The sequence below is a fragment of the Streptomyces sp. NPDC030809 genome, assembly GCF_055572195.1.
Genome location: NZ_JBVIDV010000032.1, coordinates 14661 through 33007 on the forward strand (window position 1 = coordinate 14661; position 18347 = coordinate 33007).

The following is an 18347-nucleotide window of genomic DNA, read 5'->3' on the forward strand; positions in this document are numbered from 1 at the left end:
CCCACCCCCTCCCTCCCCCCCCCCCCCTCCCCCCCCCCCCCCCCCCCCCCCCCCACCTCCCCCCCCCCCCCCCCCCCCCCCCCCCACCCCCCGGCGAGGCTGGAAGTGTGCCCCGCGAGGCTGGAGCGTGCCCGGCGAGGCTGGAGGTGTGCCCTGCGAGGCTGGGTTTGCCCCGCGAGGCTGGAATGGGCGCGGCAGGACAGACCCTGCGGGGCAAAATCAAGCCCCGCCGGCGTTTGAGGCGCGGCGGACCGGGGGCGGAGCCCCCACTCCAGCCCCGCCGGCGTTTGAGGCGCGGGGGGCCGGGGGCGGAGCCCCCACTTCAGCCGCGCCGGCGTTTGAGGCGCGGGGGTCGGGGGCGGGGTCCCGGGGGGAAAAGGCGGGGGCGGTGGCTGGAGGGGGTGGCGGGGGGACACGTACGGTTGACGCATGACGAGCATCGGTGGTGCGGAGATGGTCGACTGGAACCTCGCGGTGGCGACCGCGACCCGACTGGTACGCCCCGGCCCGGAGGTCAGCCGGGACGAGGCCCGCGCGGTGGTGGCCGAGCTGCGCAGACACGCCAAGGCCTCGGAGCGGCACGTACGGGCGTACACCCGGATGCTCCCCGAGGGGGCGGACGTGCACGACACCCCGGTCCTCGTCGTGGACCGGGCCGGCTGGGCCAAGGCCAACGTCGCCGGCTTCCGCGCCCTCCTCGGCCCCCTCCTCGACCGGATGCAGGAACGCCGCGGCTCCGGCCCCGGCGGGGCCGTGCTCGGCGCGGTCGGCGGCAAGGTCACCGGCGTCGAGCTGGGCATGCTCCTCAGCTTCCTGGCCTCCCGCGTGCTCGGCCAGTACGAGACCTTCGCCCCGGCCGGCCGCGACCTGCCCGGCTCGGCGCACGGCGGCGGCCGGCTCCTGCTCGTGGCCCCGAACATCGTCCACGTCGAACGCGAGCTGGAGGTGGACCCGCACGACTTCCGGCTCTGGGTCTGCCTGCACGAGGAGACCCACCGCACCCAGTTCACCGCCGTGCCCTGGCTGCGCGACCACCTCCAGGGCGAGATCCAGGCCTTCCTCGGCGCCACCGAGATGGACCCGGCGACCGTGCTGGAGCGGCTGCGCGAGGCCGCCCAGTCCCTGGCCGGGGCCCGCCCCGACGGCGAGTCGGGCGAGGGCCGCTCCCTGGTCGAGCTCGTGCAGACCCCGGAGCAGCGCGAGGTCCTCGGCCGCCTGACCGCCGTGATGTCCCTGCTGGAGGGGCACGCCGACTACGTCATGGACGGGGTCGGCCCCGAGGTCGTGCCCTCGGTCGCCGAGATCCGCGAGAAGTTCCAGAAGCGCCGGGCCACCGGGGCCGGCCGGCTGGACGCGGCGCTGCGCCGGCTCCTGGGCCTCGACGCCAAGCTGCGCCAGTACCGCGACGGCGAGCGCTTCGTACGGGCCGTGGCCGGCCAGGTCGGCATGGACGGCTTCAACCGGGTGTGGACCTCGCCCAACACCCTCCCGACCAAGGCCGAGATCGCCCGCCCCGCCGACTGGGTCGCCCGCGTGCACGGCATCCGCGAGAACGGCACCCGCGAGAACGGCGCGGACGGGACCCGCGGGGACGACGGCTCCCGCGGGGACGGCACCGACCGTGAGAATGGGGAACGCTGACGCGAAACGAGTGACGCGTGGGGCACAAAGGTGCCTCTGTGGGGCCCCCAGCATCACCCATCCGAGGGACCGTGGGCCGTGGATAGGCGTGCGATGCTCAGGGAACGGCTCGTCTCTGTCACCATCGACGCACTCTGAGTGACATCCGGCCCGGCCCCGCCCCGCGCGGCCGCTGCCGGAGCGCCCCGAGTGCACCCCGAGCCACACCCCGAAGAAACACCCCGAGGCACCCCAACTCCACCGAAGGGCACCGGACATGGGTCCCCATCCTGCGGTCGCAGCGATACGCCTGGCGGTCCGCCGCGTACTCCACGACGTCCTCACCGACACCACCACCGCCCCCGCCGCCGGCCTCCCCGCCGGCTCCGCCGCGGCGCGCCCCCTGGTCCTCGTCGCCTGCTCCGGCGGCGCCGACTCGATGGCGCTCGCCTCGGCCCTCGCCTTCGAGGCCCCCAAACTCTCCGTCCGCGCCGGCGCGATCACCGTCGACCACGGCCTCCAGCCCGGCTCGGACCTGCGCGCAGCCGAGGTCGCCACCCGCCTGACCGCGCTGCGCCTGGACCCCGTGGAAGCCGTCTCCGTCCGCGTCGGCCGCGACGGCGGACCCGAAGCCGCCGCCCGCGACGCCCGCTACGCCGCCCTCGACGAGGCCGCCGAGCGGCTCGGCGCCGCCGCCGTCCTGCTCGGGCACACCCGCGACGACCAGGCCGAAACCGTCCTGCTGGGACTCGCCCGCGGCTCCGGCATCCGCTCGCTGTCCGGCATGGCCGAGAAGTCCGGCGGCACGGGCGGCGCCCCGGCCCGCTACCGGCGGCCCTTCCTGAACATCGACCGGCAGACCGCCCGCAAGGCCTGCATGGTCCAGTCCCTGCCCGTCTGGGACGACCCCCACAACGCCGACCCGGCCTACACCCGCTCCCGGCTGCGCCACGAGGGGCTGCCCGCCCTGGAGAAGGCCCTGGGCAAGGGCGTGGTCGAGGCGCTCGCCCGTACCGCCCAGCTGTCCCGGGACGATGCCGACGCGCTCGACTCCTGGGCCGCCCAGGCCGACGCCTCCGTACGGGACGAGGCGGGCCAGCTGGAGTGCGCGAAGCTCTACGCCCTGCCCCCGGCCGTCCGCCGCCGGGTGCTGCGCAGGGCGGTCGTCGCGGCCGGTTCCCCCGCCGGCTCGCTCTTCGCCCGGCACATCGAAGAAGTCGACCGGCTGATCACCGGATGGCGCGGCCAGGGGGCCATCAACCTGCCCGGCCGCGTCGAGGCCCGGCGCCAGGGTGGCAGACTTGTCATCCGGCAGGGCTGATGGTGCTGAAACACGGCTGAGTCCTCCGGGGCATCCCCCGGAGCCCCGGCCGACAACGAAAGTGATACGGGTGGACGAGAAGGACATGGGCAGCGACCTCGCGTCGGTGCTCATCACCAAGGAAGAGATCGACGCGAAGCTGGCCGAGCTGGCCGCGAAGATCGATGCGGAATACGCGGGCAAGGACCTGCTCATCGTCGGTGTCCTCAAGGGCGCCGTGATGGTGATGGCGGACCTGGCGCGCGCCTTGTCCACCCCGCTCACCATGGACTGGATGGCGGTGTCCTCGTACGGGGCCGGCACCCAGTCCTCCGGCGTGGTCCGGATCCTCAAGGACCTCGACACCGACATCAAGGGCAAGCACGTCCTGATCGTCGAGGACATCATCGACTCCGGCCTGACGCTGTCCTGGCTGCTGTCGAACCTGGGCTCCCGCGAGCCGGCCTCCCTCGAGGTCGTCACGCTGCTGCGCAAGCCCGAGGCCGCCAAGGTCGCCATCGACGTGAAGTGGGTCGGCTTCGACATCCCGAACGAGTTCGTCGTCGGGTACGGCCTCGACTACGCCGAGAAGTACCGCAACCTGCCCTTCGTCGGCACGCTCGCGCCGCACGTCTACGGCGGCTGAGTCACCCGTCTGCGAGTCCCCGGCGGCCCTGCCGCCGGGGAACCTGCCGGGGATTCCTGCCGTTGGAGCAGGGGAAGGCGGGTTTGTCAGCCGTAGCGCGATGCCACGGGTGACAATGCAGGGGTACATTCCGAAGAACCGAAGAGCAGTTCTTACTCACAGTCTCACTCGCAGCAGCATTTACCTACGGGCAGGAGGGACGGGGTGCACGCCACCCCGTATGGATGGACGTGAAGCGATACTTCCGTGGGCCGGTCATGTGGATCGTGCTGGCCGTCCTCGCCGTGGTCGTGTTGATGAATGTCGTTGGTTCGTCCGGCGGCTACAAGTCGGTGGACACCAGCAAGGTTCTGCACGCGATCAGCCAGAACCAGGTCGAGTCGGCGAAGCTGACCACCGGTGACTCCCAGATGATCAAGATCGAGCTGAAGGACGGCCAGAAGCTCGACGACGAGAGCGGCAGCAAGTTCCAGGCGAACTACATCGGCGACCAGGGCGTCGAGATCGCCAAGCAGCTCCAGACCAACTCCGACAACGGCCAGATCCCGAGCGGCTACTCGGTCTCGCCCGACAAGACGAACCCGTTCCTCGGGGTCCTGCTCTCGCTCCTGCCGTTCGTCCTGATCGTCGTCGTCTTCCTGTTCCTGATGAACCAGATGCAGGGCGGCGGCTCCCGGGTCATGAACTTCGGGAAGTCCAAGGCCAAGCTCATCACCAAGGACACCCCGAAGACGACCTTCGCCGACGTGGCGGGGTCGGACGAGGCCGTCGAGGAGCTCCACGAGATCAAGGAGTTCCTCCAGGAGCCGGCGAAGTTCCAGGCCGTCGGTGCCAAGATCCCCAAGGGCGTGCTGCTGTACGGCCCGCCCGGCACCGGCAAGACCCTGCTCGCGCGCGCCGTCGCGGGCGAGGCCGGGGTCCCGTTCTACTCGATCTCCGGTTCCGACTTCGTCGAGATGTTCGTCGGCGTCGGCGCCTCGCGCGTCCGCGACCTGTTCGAGCAGGCCAAGGCCAACGCTCCGGCGATCGTGTTCGTCGACGAGATCGACGCCGTCGGCCGGCACCGCGGTGCGGGCCTCGGCGGCGGCCACGACGAGCGCGAGCAGACCCTCAACCAGCTGCTCGTCGAGATGGACGGCTTCGACGTGAAGGGCGGGGTCATCCTGATCGCCGCCACGAACCGGCCGGACATCCTCGACCCGGCGCTGCTGCGCCCGGGCCGCTTCGACCGGCAGATCGCCGTCGACCGGCCGGACATGCAGGGCCGTCTGGAGATCCTCAAGGTCCACCAGAAGGGCAAGCCGGTCGCGCCGGACGTCGACCTGTCGGCCGTCGCCCGCCGCACCCCCGGCTTCACCGGTGCCGATCTGTCCAACGTCCTGAACGAGGCGGCCCTGCTGACCGCCCGCTCGGACAAGAAGCTGATCGACAACCACATGCTGGACGAGGCGATCGACCGCGTCGTGGCGGGCCCGCAGAAGCGGACCCGGATCATGTCGGACAAGGAAAAGAAGATCACCGCGTACCACGAGGGCGGCCACGCCCTGGTCGCGGCGGCCTCCCCGAACTCCGACCCGGTCCACAAGATCACGATCCTGTCCCGCGGCCGGGCCCTGGGCTACACCATGGTCCTGCCCGACGAGGACAAGTACTCGACCACGCGCAACGAGATGCTCGACCAGCTGGCGTACATGCTGGGCGGCCGCGCGGCCGAGGAACTGGTCTTCCACGACCCGACCACGGGCGCGGCCAACGACATCGAGAAGGCCACCGCCACGGCCCGCGCGATGGTCACGCAGTACGGCATGACCGAGCGCCTCGGGGCGATCAAGTTCGGCGGGGACAACACCGAGCCGTTCCTGGGCCGCGAGATGGCGCACCAGCGCGACTACTCGGAAGAGGTCGCGGCGCTGGTCGACGAAGAGGTCAAGAAGCTCATCGAGACCGCGCACAACGAGGCCTGGGAGATCCTGGTCGAGAACCGCGACGTGCTCGACAACCTGGTCCTCGCCCTCCTGGAGAAGGAGACGCTGGGCAAGGAGGAGATCGCCGAGATCTTCTCGACCATCGTCAAGCGCCCGGCCCGCCCCGCGTGGACCGGCTCCGCCCGCCGCACCCCGTCCACCCGTCCGCCGGTGCTCTCCCCCAAGGAGCTGTCGCTGACGAACGCGGCGAACGGCAGCGCGGCCCCGGTCTCCACGGAGAAGGGTCTGGAGGTGGGCCCGGAGGACCGCTCCGAGGCCTGATCCCCGGCCCCGACCGGCCCGGAATGGATGCCGCGCCCCCCAGGTTCTAGCCTGGGGGGCGCGGCACTTTCGCGTGCGTACGTTCGCATGCGGGTTCGGAACACAGGAACGAGGCACAGATGACCGACCCAGTGACTCTCGACGGCGTGGGCAAGATCGGCGAGTTCGACGAGAAGCGCGCCGAGGCCGCCGTCCGTGAGCTCCTCATCGCGGTCGGCGAGGACCCGGACCGCGAAGGCCTCCTGGAGACCCCGGCCCGCGTGGCCCGGGCGTACCGGGAGATCCTTGCGGGACTGTGGCAGAAGCCGGAGGACGTCCTGACGACGACCTTCGACCTCGGGCACGACGAGATGGTCCTCGTGAAGGACATCGAGATCGTCTCGCTGTGCGAGCACCACCTGCTCCCGTTCCACGGCGTGGCCCACGTCGGCTACATCCCGGCGGAGAGCGGCAAGATCACCGGCCTGTCCAAGCTGGCCCGGCTGGTCGAGGTCTTCGCCCGCCGCCCGCAGGTGCAGGAGCGCCTGACCACGCAGATCGCCGACTCCCTGATGGACATCCTGGAGGCGCGCGGCGCGATCGTGGTGATCGAGGCCGAGCACATGTGCATGTCGGTCCGCGGCATCCGCAAGCCGGGCGCGAAGACCACCACCTCCGCGGTCCGCGGCCAGCTCCGCGCCACGGCGACCCGCAACGAGGCCATGAGCCTGATAATGGCCCGCTGACCGCGCCCCGGCGCGGACGCGAAGAGCCCTGATGCCCGGCCGGGCATCAGGGCTCTTCGCGTGCGGTGCGGGGTCAGGCGCGGGCCCGGGCGTTGCCCGAGCCGTTCTCGTCGGTGTCCTCCGGGAGCTTGCAGACGTGCTCCAGGAAGAAGGCCGCGGCGATCACCCCGGCGCCGGCGAGGACCGCGAGGCCCGCGTAGAGGGCCTGGTCCCGGCGGGCCGGTACCTCGAGGCCGTCGAGGACCAGGAAGAGCCCCGTGCCCCCGTACATGCCCGCCACGAGGGCCGCCACCAGGGCGCTGGCCTGCCCGAAGACCACCGAGCGGGCCGCCATCAGCGGTTCCACGCCCTTGGCGCCCGGGCGCCGCTCGCGCTGGGCCCGGAGCCGGGCGCGCAGCGACAGGGCGGTCGCGAGCAGGACCACCGCGATCACCGCGAGGACGATGGGGGCCGCCAGCGGGACCCCGGGCAGGGTGCCGTACGCGTTCCAGAGCTTGGCGCCCGCCCAGGACAGGACCCCGGCGATCAGGAAGATGCCGGCAAGGACGACCGGCCTCAGTTGCTTCACGTGCCCGCTCCCCGCTTTCCGCACTGCTGGCAGTCCACAGGCTAACGACTACTCCGGCAGGCGGAGTTCCAGGTCGGGGCGCGGCGTGACACCGGACGTGCCGAGCGCGGCCAGCAGCGCGGCGACCGGTCCGCGGCCGGGCAGCTGGGCGTCCGGCTGCACGTCGTGCCAGGGGGCCAGCACGAAGGCGCGCTGGTGGGCGCGCGGGTGCGGCAGGGTGAGGACGGGGTCGTCGGAGACCACGTCCGCGTAGGCGACGATGTCCACGTCGATGGTGCGGGGGCCCCAGCGCTCCTCGCGGACCCGGTCGAAGGCCTCTTCGACGGCCTGGCCGCGCTCCAGCAGGGAGCCCGGGGGCAGGGTGGTCTTCACGAGGACGACCGCGTTGAGGTACGAGGGCTGGGAGCCGGGGTCCACGCCCCACGGCTCGGTCTCGTAGACCGGGGAGACGGCCTTGACGCGCAGGCCGGGGGTGTCCCCGAGGGCGTCGACGGCGCCCTGGAGGGTCTCCATGCGGTTGCCGAGGTTCGAGCCGAGGGCGACGACCGCCCACTTCGGGTTCGAGAGGGTGACGTCGGCCGCGTCCACGGCCTCCACCACGGAGGCCGGCACGGGCTGGACGGTCGGGTCGCTCTGGGCGTTCATGCCGTCGTTCATGCGCGGCTCCGGGTGATCGTGATGGTCACGTCGTCGAAGGGGACCGTGATCGGGGCGTCCGGCTTGTGCACGACCACCTCGACCTGGGCCACGGCCTCGTGCTTGAGGCACTGCTGGGCGATCCGCTCGGCCAGGGTCTCGATCAGGTCCACCGGCTCGCCCTGGACCACGTCCACGACCTCCTCGGCGACGACCCCGTAGTGGACGGTCTTCGCCAGGTCGTCGTCGGCCGCCGCCGGGCGGGTGTCGATGTGGAGCACCAGGTCCACGATGAAGGTCTGGCCCTCCTCGCGCTCCCGGGGGAAGACGCCGTGGTGCCCGCGAGCCTTGAGGCCGCGCAGCGCGACACGATCCACGCGAATCACTCCTGCTTTCGTAGGTTCTTCCGGTCCCGGGGCTTCCCGGTCCCATGGGCCTACGCCGAGTGCGGTCGGCGTCGTCCTCCTTCGAATTTACCTGCGAGCGGTGACAGCGGGCGCGCATGGGGTGGCCGAACGGCCCCCTGCGCCTCCGGATCGCGTGTGCCCGGCGGGGGCGGACGACAGCCTTCCGCCGGCCCGTACGGGGCGGCCGGACGGGCGGGGTGCGCGGGGCCGCAGGGGGCCGGGGGCCTTGGGGCGCACCGGCGGGCGGGCCCTGCTCAGCCGCCCGGCTCGTCCTCGTCCTCGTCCGAGTCCGTGAGCACGGGGGAGCCGTGGTGGGACCACAGCCGCCAGCCGGCGGGTGTGCGGCGGAACACATTCGTCGCGACCACCAGCTGGCCCACCAGCGGGCCCAGCCCGGCGCCGTCCTCGGCCGGCCCCCCGCTGAGGATGTTCTCCGTACAGGTGACCACGGCGGTGTCCCCGATCACCGTCACCTTGGTGTCGGTCAGGAAGAACTGGATGTACTCGGTGTTCGCCATGATCAGGGCGTACGAGCGGAGCACCTCGCCGCGGCCGGAGAGCACCGGCCAGCCGGGGTGCACGCAGGAGATCTCGTCGTCCAGCCACAGCCCGGACAGCTCCTCGAAGTCCCCGCGCTCCATGGCGTCGTAGTAGGCCGTGTTGAGCTGCTCGACGGCCTCCGACTCGGAGCGTCTCGGGCTCACCGGGCGCCCTCGACGGCCCGCGCCACGCGTACGGCGTCGGCGGTGGCCCGCACCTCGTGGACCCGTACCGCCCAGGCCCCCTCGTGGGCGGCGATCGCGGAGACGGCGGCCGTGGCGGCGTCGCGCTCGCGGGCCGGCGGCGGGGCGGCCGCCGGATCGGCGGCCAGCACCCGGCCGAGGAAGCGCTTGCGGGAGGCCGCGACCAGCAGCGGGCGGCCCAGGGCGTGCAGCTCGGCGAGGTGGGCGACGAGGGCGAGGTCGTGCTCGGCCTGCTTGGCGAAGCCGAGGCCGGGGTCCACGAGCAGCCGCTCGGGGGAGATCCCGCCGTCGATGACGGCGTCCATGCGGGCGCGCAGCTCGGCGGTGACCTCGGCCACCACGTCGTCGTACACGGCCAGGCTGTTCATGTCGGCGCTGAACCCGCGCCAGTGCATGACCACGAAGGGCACGTCGGCGGCGGCGACGGCCGGGATCATCGCGGGGTCCGCGAGCCCGCCGCTGACGTCGTTGACGAGGACGGCCCCGGCGGCCACCGCCTGCTCGGCGACGGCGGCCCGCATGGTGTCCACGGAGACGGTGACCCCTTCGGAGGCCAGTCCGCGGACCACCGGGACGACTCGGCGGAGCTCCTCTTCGGCGTCCACGCGGCTGGCGCCCGGCCGGGTGGACTCGCCGCCGACGTCGACGAGGTCGGCGCCCTGGGCAATCAGTTCCAGCCCGCGCTTGACGGCCGCCGAGGTGTCGAACCAGCGGCCGCCGTCGGAGAAGGAGTCGGGGGTCACGTTGACGACCCCCATCACCGCACAGCGGTCCCAGTCCGGCAGCCCCTCGACCCGGCCCCTGGCGCTGCCTGCACCGCGCAACGTGTTCATGCCTCCAGGGTAGGGCCGGGGGAGAAGGGCTACGCCGCCTGGACCTCGCGCTCGGCGGGGGCCTGGGCCACGACCTTGGCGGCGGTCACGGTGGCGTGGGCGCAGGGCCGCTGCCGGGGCGTGGACCGGCGCGACAGCAGCCGCGGCAGGGCCAGGGTCACGAAGCCCTCGGCCTGCATCGCGGCGAAGCCGATGCGGGGCAGGTCGCGGGTGGTGCGGAAGACCACGAAGCGGGGCTCCCAGCGGGGCCGGAACTTCGCGTTGAACTTGTACAGGGACTCGATCTGGAACCAGCGGGAAAGGAAGACCAGCAGCCCCCGCCACATGCGCAGCACCGGGCCGGCGCCGATCTTCTCGCCGCGGGCCAGGGCCGAGCGGAACATCGCGAAGTTCAGCGAGACCTTCTCGATCTTCAGGTCCGGGCAGGCCTGCAGGGCGGCCACGATCAGCAGCTCGTTCATGCCGGGGTCGGCGGCGCGGTCGCGGCGCATCAGGTCCAGGGACATGCCGTCCGGGCCCCACGGCACGAAGTGCAGCACGGCCTTCAGGTCGCCGTACGGGGACGCCGGGGCGCCCTCCTCGTCGGCGCGGTGGGCGGTGGCGATGATGCAGTCCCCGTCGCCCGCCTCGCCGACCCGGCCGAGGGCCATGGAGAACCCGCGCTCGGTGTCGGTGCCGCGCCAGGCGGCCGCGGCGGCCCGTACGTGCGCCAGCTCGGTCTCGTCCAGTTCGCTGACCCGGCGGACCTTGGTGCTGTAACCGTTGCGCTCGATGCGCTTGACCATCTGGCGGACGTTGCGCATCGGGCGGCCGCTCAGGGAGAAGTCCTTGACGTCCACGATGGCCTCGTCGCCGAGCTCCAGGGCGTCCAGCCCGGTCTCGCGGGTCCACACCTCGCCGCCGGTCTCGCTGCACCCCATGACGGCGGGGGTCCAGGAGTGGGCGCGGGCCTCGTCCATGAACCGCTCGATGGCGCCGGGCCAGGCCTCGACGTCGCCGATCGGGTCTCCGGAGGCCAGCATCACGCCGGACACCACGCGGTAGGTGACGGCGGCCTTGCCGCTGGGGGAGAAGACGACGGCCTTGTCGTGGCGCAGGGCGAAGTGGCCCAGGGAGTCGCGGCCGCCGTGCTTGGCGAGCAGCTCGCGCAGCTTCGCCTCGTCGTCGGCGGTCAGCCGGGCGGCCGGGTGCTCGGGGCGGAAGGCCAGGTAGATGGTGGTGATGGCGGTCAGCATGCCGAGGGCGCCGAGGGAGTAGCCGACGGTCCAGGACACCCGGCCGGAGTAGTCGACGGGGCCCTCGAAGCCGAAGAGCCCGTAGACGACGTGCGTGATCTGCTCGGCGATGCCCGGGTCGCCGATCACCCGGCGCGGGTGCGAGTTGACGATGACCAGGCCCAGGCCGATGGAGCCGGCGCTCATCAGCACGAAGTTGGCCAGGGCCTTCCAGCGGCTGCGCGGGTCCGGCAGGGCGTTGAATTCACCCTGGTGGCGCAGGAGCAGCGCGAGGAGGGCGGCGGCGATCAGCACGCCGATCACGGAGTGCCGGTACGTGAACTGCGCGACGGCCCCGGCGGGCAGCAGGACCACGGCGGCCCGCCAGGCGCGGCGCTTGCGGCGCTTGAGCCCGTGCGCGAGCAGCAGCAGCAGGACGCCGGCGCTCAGCGCGAGGGCCGCGGCGAAGGGCCCCAGGGAGCCCGGCAGCACCTCGGTGACCGCGTGGATCCGGCTGTGCCGGAAGCGCGGGAAGACGCCCGCCGCGATGTCCAGGAGGCCGACGACGGCAGCGGCCGTGCCGACCAGCCCGGGCACCGACTCGGGCTTTGGCCCGCGGAGGATACGGCGGACCTTGTGCGGAACCTGTCCCGACTTATCGCCATCTATCCTGCTAGACATCGCTTCCCGTGTTCCGTGAGTGATCCTGTGGCCGAGCTGCCACAGCGGCATCCGGACATGTGCGCACACTAGGACGGCGCAGAGTGGGAGCGGGTTCACTGTTTCGGCAGAAAAAACTCCACCCGCCACCAGAAAGTCACAGACTGCTCATGGGTCTCACCAGCAATACGGTTCTGGCGATCGCCATCCTGGCCGGTGTGCTGCTCTTCGCGGCCACGGTCTGGTACTGGCCGCGCCTGTCGGGCCGCACCTGGCGCGCCTACGCCGGCCGGATCGGCCTGCTGCTGGCGACTCAGCTGGCGCTGTTCTCGGCGGTCGGCCTCGCCGCGAACAAATCGTTTCTCTTCTACGGCAGCTGGGCCGACCTGTTCGGTCAGGAGAAGGAAATGGGCGTGGTGGTCGACCACTCGGCCGGCGCCAAGGACATCCGGGTGACCGGCACCCGGAAGCTGGACGTGCCGGGCGGCGGCAAGCCGGCCGTGGCCGGCCAGATCCAGCAGATCGTCCTGACCGGGCAGCACTCGAAGATAGCCAGCCCCGGGTTCGTCTGGCTGCCCCCGGAGTACTTCCAGCCGCAGTACGCCAAGGAGAACTTCCCGGCCGCGGTGGTCCTCACCGGCTACCCGGGCATCGCGGAGAACCTGGTCAAAGGGCTGAACTACCCGATGACGGCCTTCAAGCAGGCCAAGGCCGGCAAGATGAAGCCGATGATCCTGGTGATGATGCGGCCGACCGTGGCCCCGCCCCGGGACACCGAGTGCGTGGACATCCCGGGCGGCCCGCAGACGGAGACCTTCTTCGCGAAGGACGTGCCCCAGGCGGTCCGCGCGAGCTACCGGGTCGGCGGCAAGCCGCAGAACCTGGCCTTCGTGGGCAACTCCACCGGCGGCTACTGCGCCCTGAAGATGGGCATCCACCACGCGGACACCTTCGGCGTGGCCGTGGGCCTGTCCGCGTACTACCAGGCCGCCGACGACCCGACCACCGGCGACCTCTTCCACGGGGACAAGGCGCTCGAACAGCGTGCCGACATCCTCCGCAGCCTGAAGCAGAAGACCCCGGCCGGCACGTCCTTCCTCGTGACCAGCAGCAAGAAGGGCGAGAGCAACATCAAGGGCACCAAGCAGTTCATCGCGGAGGTGAAGTCCCCCGACCGCGTGTCCTCGATCATCCTCGACAGCGGCGGCCACAACTTCAACACCTGGCGCCGCGAGATCCCGCCGATGCTCGTCTGGCTGAGCGGCCGCCTCCAGGCCTGAATCAGCCCTTCTGCGGCTCCGCGCGGCGCAGGGCCCGGTGCACGCCCGCCGGGGTGAGCACCCCCGCCCGCGCCCCCGACTGCGGATCCGTCACCGCGATCCGCCCCGAGTCCTCCTGCAGCAGCAGCGCCAGCGCCTCCCGCAGGGAGACCCCGAGCGCCACCTCCGGGCCCGCCGGCTCCGCCGCCTCGGCCGGCTCCAGGTCGGCCGCCGTCAGCGGGGTGACCGCCAGCCGCTTGAGCCCGCGGTCCGATCCGACGAAGCCCGCCACGTACGGGTTCGCGGGCGCGCCCAGCACCTCCGCGGGCGGGGCGAACTGCTCGATGGTGCCGTGCCCGTAGACGGCGATGCGGTCCCCGAGCCGGACCGCCTCCTCCAGGTCGTGCGTCACCAGCAGGATCGTTTTCCGGACGGACCGCTGGAGGGCGAGGAACTCGTTCTGGAGCCGCTCGCGGACCACCGGGTCCACTGCGCCGAACGGCTCGTCCATCAGCAGCACCGGCGGGTCCGCCGCCAGCGCCCGCGCCACCCCGACCCGCTGCCGCTGCCCGCCCGACAGCTGCTCCGGGTAGCGGCCGCCGTACACCGCCGGGTCCAGCCCGACCAGTTCCAGCAGCTCCGCCGCCCGGGCCCGGGCCTGCGCCCGGCCGCGGCCCAGCAGCCGGGGGACGGTCGCCGTGTTCTCCAGCACCGTCTTGTGCGGGAACAGCCCGACCTGCTGGATCACGTAGCCGATGCGCCGCCGCAGCTCCACCGGGTCGGCGGCCGCGATGTCCTCGCCGCCGAGCAGGATCCGCCCGCTGCTCGGCTCGATGAGCCGGTTGACCATCTTCATCGTGGTCGTCTTGCCGCAGCCCGAAGGCCCGACGAGCGTGACCAGTTCCCCCTCCGCCACCTCGAAGGACAGGTCCTCCACGGCGGTGGTCCCGTCCGCGTAGCGCTTGGTCACATGCTCGAATCGGATCACACCGTCCATCTTCGCGCAGCGATGACAGGGTTGCGTGAAGGGAGTGTTGCCCCGGTGCAAAAGATCACCGCTCCGCCGCCCGTACCGGGTTAGGGTCGCAAGGAGCGGCCGCAACGGCCGGACACGCGTACGGGACGAGCACGCTGACGGGGGGTGAGGGGGATGGCGGCACCGAACTGCCTGGTGGCGAACGACTGGGTCTGCTGGGAGTACGTGCGCTCGCGCAGCCAGGAGCTGACCGACGCCACCGTGCAGCACGTCTGGATCACCGCGCTCTCCGTCGCGATCGGCCTGCTGGTGGCCCTGCCGCTGGCCCTGCTCGCCCGCCGCGGCCCGCGCTGGGCCGCGCCCGTGCTGGGCCTGACCACCCTCCTCTACACGATCCCCTCGCTGGCCATGTTCTCCCTGCTGCTGCCCCTGTTCGGGCTGTCGGCCTCGCTCGTGGTCACCGGCCTGGTGCTGTACTCGCTGACCATCCTCGTACGGAACGTACTGGCCGGGCTGGAATCCGTACCGGAGGAGGTGCGGGAGGCGGCGCGCGGCATGGGCTACGGGCCCGCCCGGCTGCTCTGGCAGGTCGAACTCCCGCTCGCGCTGCCCGCCCTGCTCGCCGGGGTGCGGATCGCCACCGTCTCCACCGTGGCCCTGACCACGGTCGGCTCGATCGTCGGCAAGGGCGGCCTGGGCAACCTGATCGCCCCCGCGGTCGGCACCTCCTTCAAGGCGCAGGTGCTCACCGCCTCGGTGCTGTGCGTGCTGCTCGCCCTCGCCGCCGACCTGCTGCTGCTGGGCCTCCAGCGGCTGCTGACCCCGTGGGCCCGGGCGGCCGCGGCGAAGGGGGCCTGAGGCCGTGGGCGTGCTGGGACAGGCCTGGGAGTGGCTCGCGGACGGGGCCAACCGGTCGGGGGAGAACGGGGTGTGGCACCGGCTCGCCGAGCACGCGTACGTGAGCGGGCTGGCCCTGCTGATCGCGTGCGCGGTGGCGCTGCCCGTCGGGCTGTGGCTCGGGCACCTGGGCCGCGGCGGGGCGCTCGCCGTGAACGTCTCGAACGTGGGGCGGGCCGTGCCGGTGTTCGCCGTGCTCGCCCTGTTCATGGTCTCCCCGCTGCGCAGCGCGGGCTACGTGCCCACGGTCACCGCCCTGGTGCTCTTCGCGGTCCCGCCGCTGCTGACCAACGCGTACGTGGGCATGCGCGGGGTGGACCGGGCGGTGGTGGAGGCCGCCCGGGGCATGGGGATGTCCGGCGGGCAGGTCTTCCGGCAGGTGGAACTCCCGCTGGCCCGGCCGCTGGTGATGACGGGTCTGCGCTCGGCCGCCGTGCAGGTCGTGGCCACCGCCACCATCGCGGCCATGGTCGGGCAGGGCGGCCTCGGCCGCATCATCACCGCCGGCTTCACCACGTACAACACCCCGCAGGTGGTCGCGGGCGCCCTGCTGGTGGCGCTGCTGGCGCTCGTGGTGGAAGGCGTGCTGGTGGCCGTGGACCGGATGCTGGGCCCGGTGCGCCGCTGACCCCGCCGGACCGCGGGCGGCCGGCCCGGCCCGCCGCCCCGGCCGCCACCCCCGAAGGTTTCGCTCCACCCTGTCCGAGTCCCCATCCCGTGAACGGAGTTCTGATGAGCAAGACCTCGCGTGTCCTCGGCGCGGCCCTGGGCGTGCTGGCGCTGGCGGGCTCGCTCGCCGCATGCGGCGGCGACAGCCTGGAGAAGAGCAAGGACGGCGGCGCCTCCGCGCAGTCCGGCACGGCGGCGAAGGGCTCGCTGGTCGTCGGCGCGGCCGGCTTCACCGAGTCGAACGTGCTGGCCGAGCTGTACGCGCAGCTGCTGAAGGACGCCGGGTACGGCGCCTCGATCACCACCGTCAGCAGCCGCGAGCTGTACGAGCCGGCCCTGGAGAAGGGCCAGATCGACGTGGTGCCCGAATACGCGGCCACCCTGGCGGAATTCCTCAACGCCAAGGTGAACGGTCCGAAGGCGCCCGAACAGAAGCCGGTCGCGTCCAGCGACGTGGCGGCGACGGTGGCGGCTCTGGAGAAGCTCGCCGGGCCGCTCGGCCTGAAGGTGCTGCCGGCCGGTGCGGCGGTGGACCAGAACGCATTCGCGGTCAGCCGGGAATTCGCCGAGAAGAACAAGCTCAAGACCCTTTCGGACCTCGGTCGTTCCAAGATCAAGGTCAAGATCGCGGCCGGGGACGAATGCGCCGTCCGGCCCTTCTGCGCGGTGGGCCTGAAGTCGAAATACGGAATCGATGTTTCCGGTATCGACCCGAAGGGAGTGGGCACCCCGCAGGCCAAGCAGGCCGTGAAGGACGGGGTGGACCAGCTCGTCCTGACCACCACCACGGACGCCACCCTGGACAGCTTCGGCCTGGTCCTGCTGGAGGACGACAAAAAGCTCCAGAACGCCGACAACGTGCTGCCGGTGGTGAATGCGAAGGAAGCGGGCAGCCCCGAGGTCGCCGCCGTCCTCGACAAGCTCACCAAGGCCCTGACCACGGCCGACCTCGTGGAACTCAACCGCAAGGTGGATGCCGAACGGGCCAAGCCGGCCGACGTCGCCAAGGCATATCTGGAGTCGAAGGGCCTGCTGAAGAAGTAGCCGCCCGACCGTGATCGACTTGTGGGGCAACCGACGGGAAACAGATTGCCCGCCGGTTGCCCCACACGGGGGCCACGCCCTGTAAATTTCAGGCCATGCCCCGTGGACGCCACCGCCAATCCCAGCCCCTGCACCGGCTCCTGACGCCCTCGGCGATAGCCGGTGTGCCGCTCGCCGCCGCCGCCCTCGCCTGGCTGCTCGCGGAGCCCCTGGCGCTGCGTCTCCTGGTGGCGCTCACCGCGGCCTCGGCCGTCGCCGGCGCCGTCGTGATGCGCGGCTGGGACCGGGCTGCGGGCCGCAAGGTGGCCGAACTGACCCGGGCCCGGGTGCGGGACGAGTGGCGCACCGAAGACCGGTTGGCCGAGCTGGAGTCCGACCTCGAAGAGTCCCGGGCCCTGCGCGCCAAGCTCGACAAGAAGCTGCGCTCCAAGCGGGTCGAACTCGCGAAGCTGCGCGGGGAGCACGCGGCCCTGCTGCGCCGGTACGCCACCGCCGAGACCGAGCGGGCCGGCGCCCTCGAAGCGCAGCGGCTGCTGGCCATCGAGGTCACCGCCGCCGCCGATGCCAAGGCCCTGCCCGCGGTCTCCGAGGAGCGCACCGCGGCCGGCGCCCCGACCCCGGTGGGCTACGCCCGCGCCAACGCCGCCCTGACGGCCCTGCTGCGCAAGGCGGAGGCGGCGGCGGAGGCCGCGGCGGCCGCCGAGCACGAGCGGCCGGCACCGGCCGCCCTCCCGGCCGGCCCGCAGGCGGCCGCCGCGCTGCCGCCGGGCGCCGGACCGTCCGCGGGCCCGCAGCAGCCCGTGCCCGCGCAGGCGCCCGTCCCCGCGCATTCGGCCGTACGCCCGCAGCCGGCCGCGCCCGCGCAGGCGCCCGTGCCCCCGCAGGCCGCCGTGCCCGCGCAGTCGGCCGTACCCGTGCAGCAGCCCGTACCGGCCGCCCGGCCCGCCGATGCGGAAACGTCTCCGCTGCCCGCGCGCCGGCCCGCCCCCGCCGCCACCAGCGTCGAGCCGTACGCCCCGGCCCGCCGCAGCGCCTCCCGCGTCGAGGGCGGCTTCGACTTCTTCGGCACCAAGACCGCCGACCGGGCCAAGGCCGCCATCGAGGCCGTGCAGAACGAGGACCTCGCCGACGTGGTCGGCGCCGAGGCCCTCGCGGTCCACAAGGCGGAGTCCGCCGACCCCGCCTTCAAGCCGCGCGATCCCGGTCACGGGGCCGTCGGCCAGGTCATCGACCTGACCGCGCACGACGAGACCGAGGTCATCGACGTGGCCTCGCTGCGGACCGCGATCTCCTGACGCCGTCGGCGGCCGTGGCGGCCGGTGACGGGCTCCGTACGGGCCGTCTCCTATGCTCGGATGCGACCGAACCGAAATCCCAGAGGAGCAGAGCATGGGTCAGAACGTCTTCTTCGAGGTGTCCGCCGACGGCGAGAAGCTCGGCCGCATCGAGTTCAAGCTGTTCGACGACATCGTCCCGAAGACGGCCCAGAACTTCCGCGAGCTGGCCACCGGCCAGCACGGCTACGGCTACAAGGGCTCCCCGTTCCACCGCGTGATCCCCGAGTTCATGCTGCAGGGCGGTGACTTCACCAACCAGAACGGCACCGGCGGCAAGTCGATCTACGGCGAGAAGTTCGCGGACGAGAACTTCGAGCTGAAGCACACCAAGCCGGGCCTGCTCAGCATGGCCAACGCGGGCCCGAACACCAACGGCTCGCAGTTCTTCATCACCACGATCGTCACCTCCTGGCTGGACGGCAAGCACGTCGTCTTCGGCGAGGTCGTCTCCGGCATGGACGTGGTCACCGCCATCGAGGCGCTGGGCAGCCAGTCCGGCCGCACCAGCAAGAAGATCGTCATCGAGGACTGCGGCACCGTCTGAGCCGCACCCCGGCGCGCCGGAGG

At 72.4% G+C, this 18347-nt stretch carries 17 protein-coding genes and 1 pseudogene; 11 read left to right on the forward strand and 7 right to left on the reverse strand.

From position 1 onward, the window contains the following. Positions 1-429: 429 nt before the first annotated feature. The 5 genes and pseudogenes from ACZ407_RS31350 to folE all read left to right on the forward strand — a co-directional run. Positions 430-1539: pseudogene (locus ACZ407_RS31350) on the forward strand (zinc-dependent metalloprotease); the annotation flags it as partial. A gap of 358 nt (positions 1540-1897) precedes the next feature. Beyond that, the gene (tilS, locus tag ACZ407_RS31355) at positions 1898-2941 is read left to right on the forward strand and encodes a tRNA lysidine(34) synthetase TilS (RefSeq protein ID WP_468134250.1); all 1044 of its coding nucleotides are present in this window, start codon (positions 1898-1900) and stop codon (positions 2939-2941) included. An 85-nt stretch (positions 2942-3026) separates the two neighbouring features. Further along, on the forward strand, positions 3027-3566 hold the full coding sequence (hpt, locus tag ACZ407_RS31360; RefSeq protein ID WP_468134366.1) for a hypoxanthine phosphoribosyltransferase: 540 nt from the start codon (positions 3027-3029) through the stop codon (positions 3564-3566). Positions 3567-3790: 224 nt separating this feature from the next. After that, positions 3791-5812 (forward strand): ATP-dependent zinc metalloprotease FtsH, encoded by a 2022-nt coding sequence (ftsH, locus tag ACZ407_RS31365; RefSeq protein WP_468134252.1) that lies wholly within the window; start codon positions 3791-3793, stop codon positions 5810-5812. Between the two features lie 119 nt (positions 5813-5931). After that, complete coding sequence (folE, locus tag ACZ407_RS31370) at positions 5932-6537, forward strand: GTP cyclohydrolase I FolE (RefSeq protein WP_468134254.1); 606 nt, start codon at positions 5932-5934, stop codon at positions 6535-6537. A gap of 73 nt (positions 6538-6610) precedes the next feature. On the opposite strand, the gene ACZ407_RS31375 is transcribed toward folE, so the two are convergent. From ACZ407_RS31375 to ACZ407_RS31400, 6 genes are all read right to left on the reverse strand, one after another. Then, the gene (locus tag ACZ407_RS31375; protein WP_468134256.1) at positions 6611-7105 is read right to left on the reverse strand and encodes a DUF3180 domain-containing protein; all 495 of its coding nucleotides are present in this window, start codon (positions 7103-7105) and stop codon (positions 6611-6613) included. Between the two features lie 48 nt (positions 7106-7153). Then, a complete protein-coding gene (folK, locus tag ACZ407_RS31380; protein WP_468134258.1) occupies positions 7154-7762 on the reverse strand; it encodes a 2-amino-4-hydroxy-6-hydroxymethyldihydropteridine diphosphokinase in 609 nt (202 codons plus the stop codon). Beyond that, on the reverse strand, positions 7759-8118 hold the full coding sequence (gene folB, locus ACZ407_RS31385) for a dihydroneopterin aldolase (protein ID WP_150209025.1): 360 nt from the start codon (positions 8116-8118) through the stop codon (positions 7759-7761). The genes folK and folB overlap by 4 nt, the downstream gene beginning before the upstream one ends. A gap of 284 nt (positions 8119-8402) precedes the next feature. Continuing rightward, a complete protein-coding gene (locus ACZ407_RS31390; RefSeq protein WP_468134260.1) occupies positions 8403-8852 on the reverse strand; it encodes a nuclear transport factor 2 family protein in 450 nt (149 codons plus the stop codon). After that, positions 8849-9724: a dihydropteroate synthase gene (folP, locus tag ACZ407_RS31395; RefSeq protein ID WP_468134262.1), complete on the reverse strand. Its 876-nt coding sequence runs from the start codon at positions 9722-9724 to the stop codon at positions 8849-8851. Before folP ends, ACZ407_RS31390 begins: the two co-directional genes overlap by 4 nt. 29 nt (positions 9725-9753) lie before the next feature. Further along, a complete protein-coding gene (locus tag ACZ407_RS31400) occupies positions 9754-11619 on the reverse strand; it encodes a phosphatidylglycerol lysyltransferase domain-containing protein (protein ID WP_468134264.1) in 1866 nt (621 codons plus the stop codon). A gap of 149 nt (positions 11620-11768) precedes the next feature. Here ACZ407_RS31400 and ACZ407_RS31405 point away from each other — a divergent pair, with 149 nt between their 5' ends. Next, positions 11769-12878, forward strand: a complete 1110-nt coding sequence (locus ACZ407_RS31405; protein WP_468134266.1) for an alpha/beta hydrolase — start codon at positions 11769-11771, stop codon at positions 12876-12878. Between the two features lies 1 nt (position 12879). Here ACZ407_RS31405 and ACZ407_RS31410 read toward each other — a convergent pair whose 3' ends face one another. Then, on the reverse strand, positions 12880-13845 hold the full coding sequence (locus ACZ407_RS31410; protein ID WP_468134268.1) for an ABC transporter ATP-binding protein: 966 nt from the start codon (positions 13843-13845) through the stop codon (positions 12880-12882). 162 nt (positions 13846-14007) lie between these two features. Between ACZ407_RS31410 and ACZ407_RS31415 the strand changes: the two genes are divergently transcribed. From ACZ407_RS31415 to ACZ407_RS31435, 5 genes are all read left to right on the forward strand, one after another. Beyond that, positions 14008-14691: an ABC transporter permease gene (locus tag ACZ407_RS31415; RefSeq protein ID WP_468134270.1), complete on the forward strand. Its 684-nt coding sequence runs from the start codon at positions 14008-14010 to the stop codon at positions 14689-14691. A 4-nt stretch (positions 14692-14695) separates the two neighbouring features. Further along, on the forward strand, positions 14696-15358 hold the full coding sequence (locus ACZ407_RS31420; protein WP_468134272.1) for an ABC transporter permease: 663 nt from the start codon (positions 14696-14698) through the stop codon (positions 15356-15358). A gap of 104 nt (positions 15359-15462) precedes the next feature. After that, the gene (locus tag ACZ407_RS31425; protein ID WP_468134274.1) at positions 15463-16443 is read left to right on the forward strand and encodes an ABC transporter substrate-binding protein; all 981 of its coding nucleotides are present in this window, start codon (positions 15463-15465) and stop codon (positions 16441-16443) included. Positions 16444-16538: 95 nt separating this feature from the next. After that, the gene (locus tag ACZ407_RS31430; RefSeq protein WP_468134276.1) at positions 16539-17738 is read left to right on the forward strand and encodes a hypothetical protein; all 1200 of its coding nucleotides are present in this window, start codon (positions 16539-16541) and stop codon (positions 17736-17738) included. 94 nt (positions 17739-17832) lie between these two features. Next, entirely contained in the window at positions 17833-18324 is a 492-nt protein-coding gene (locus tag ACZ407_RS31435) for a peptidylprolyl isomerase (RefSeq protein ID WP_468134278.1), read from the forward strand. Positions 18325-18347: the final 23 nt, after the last annotated feature.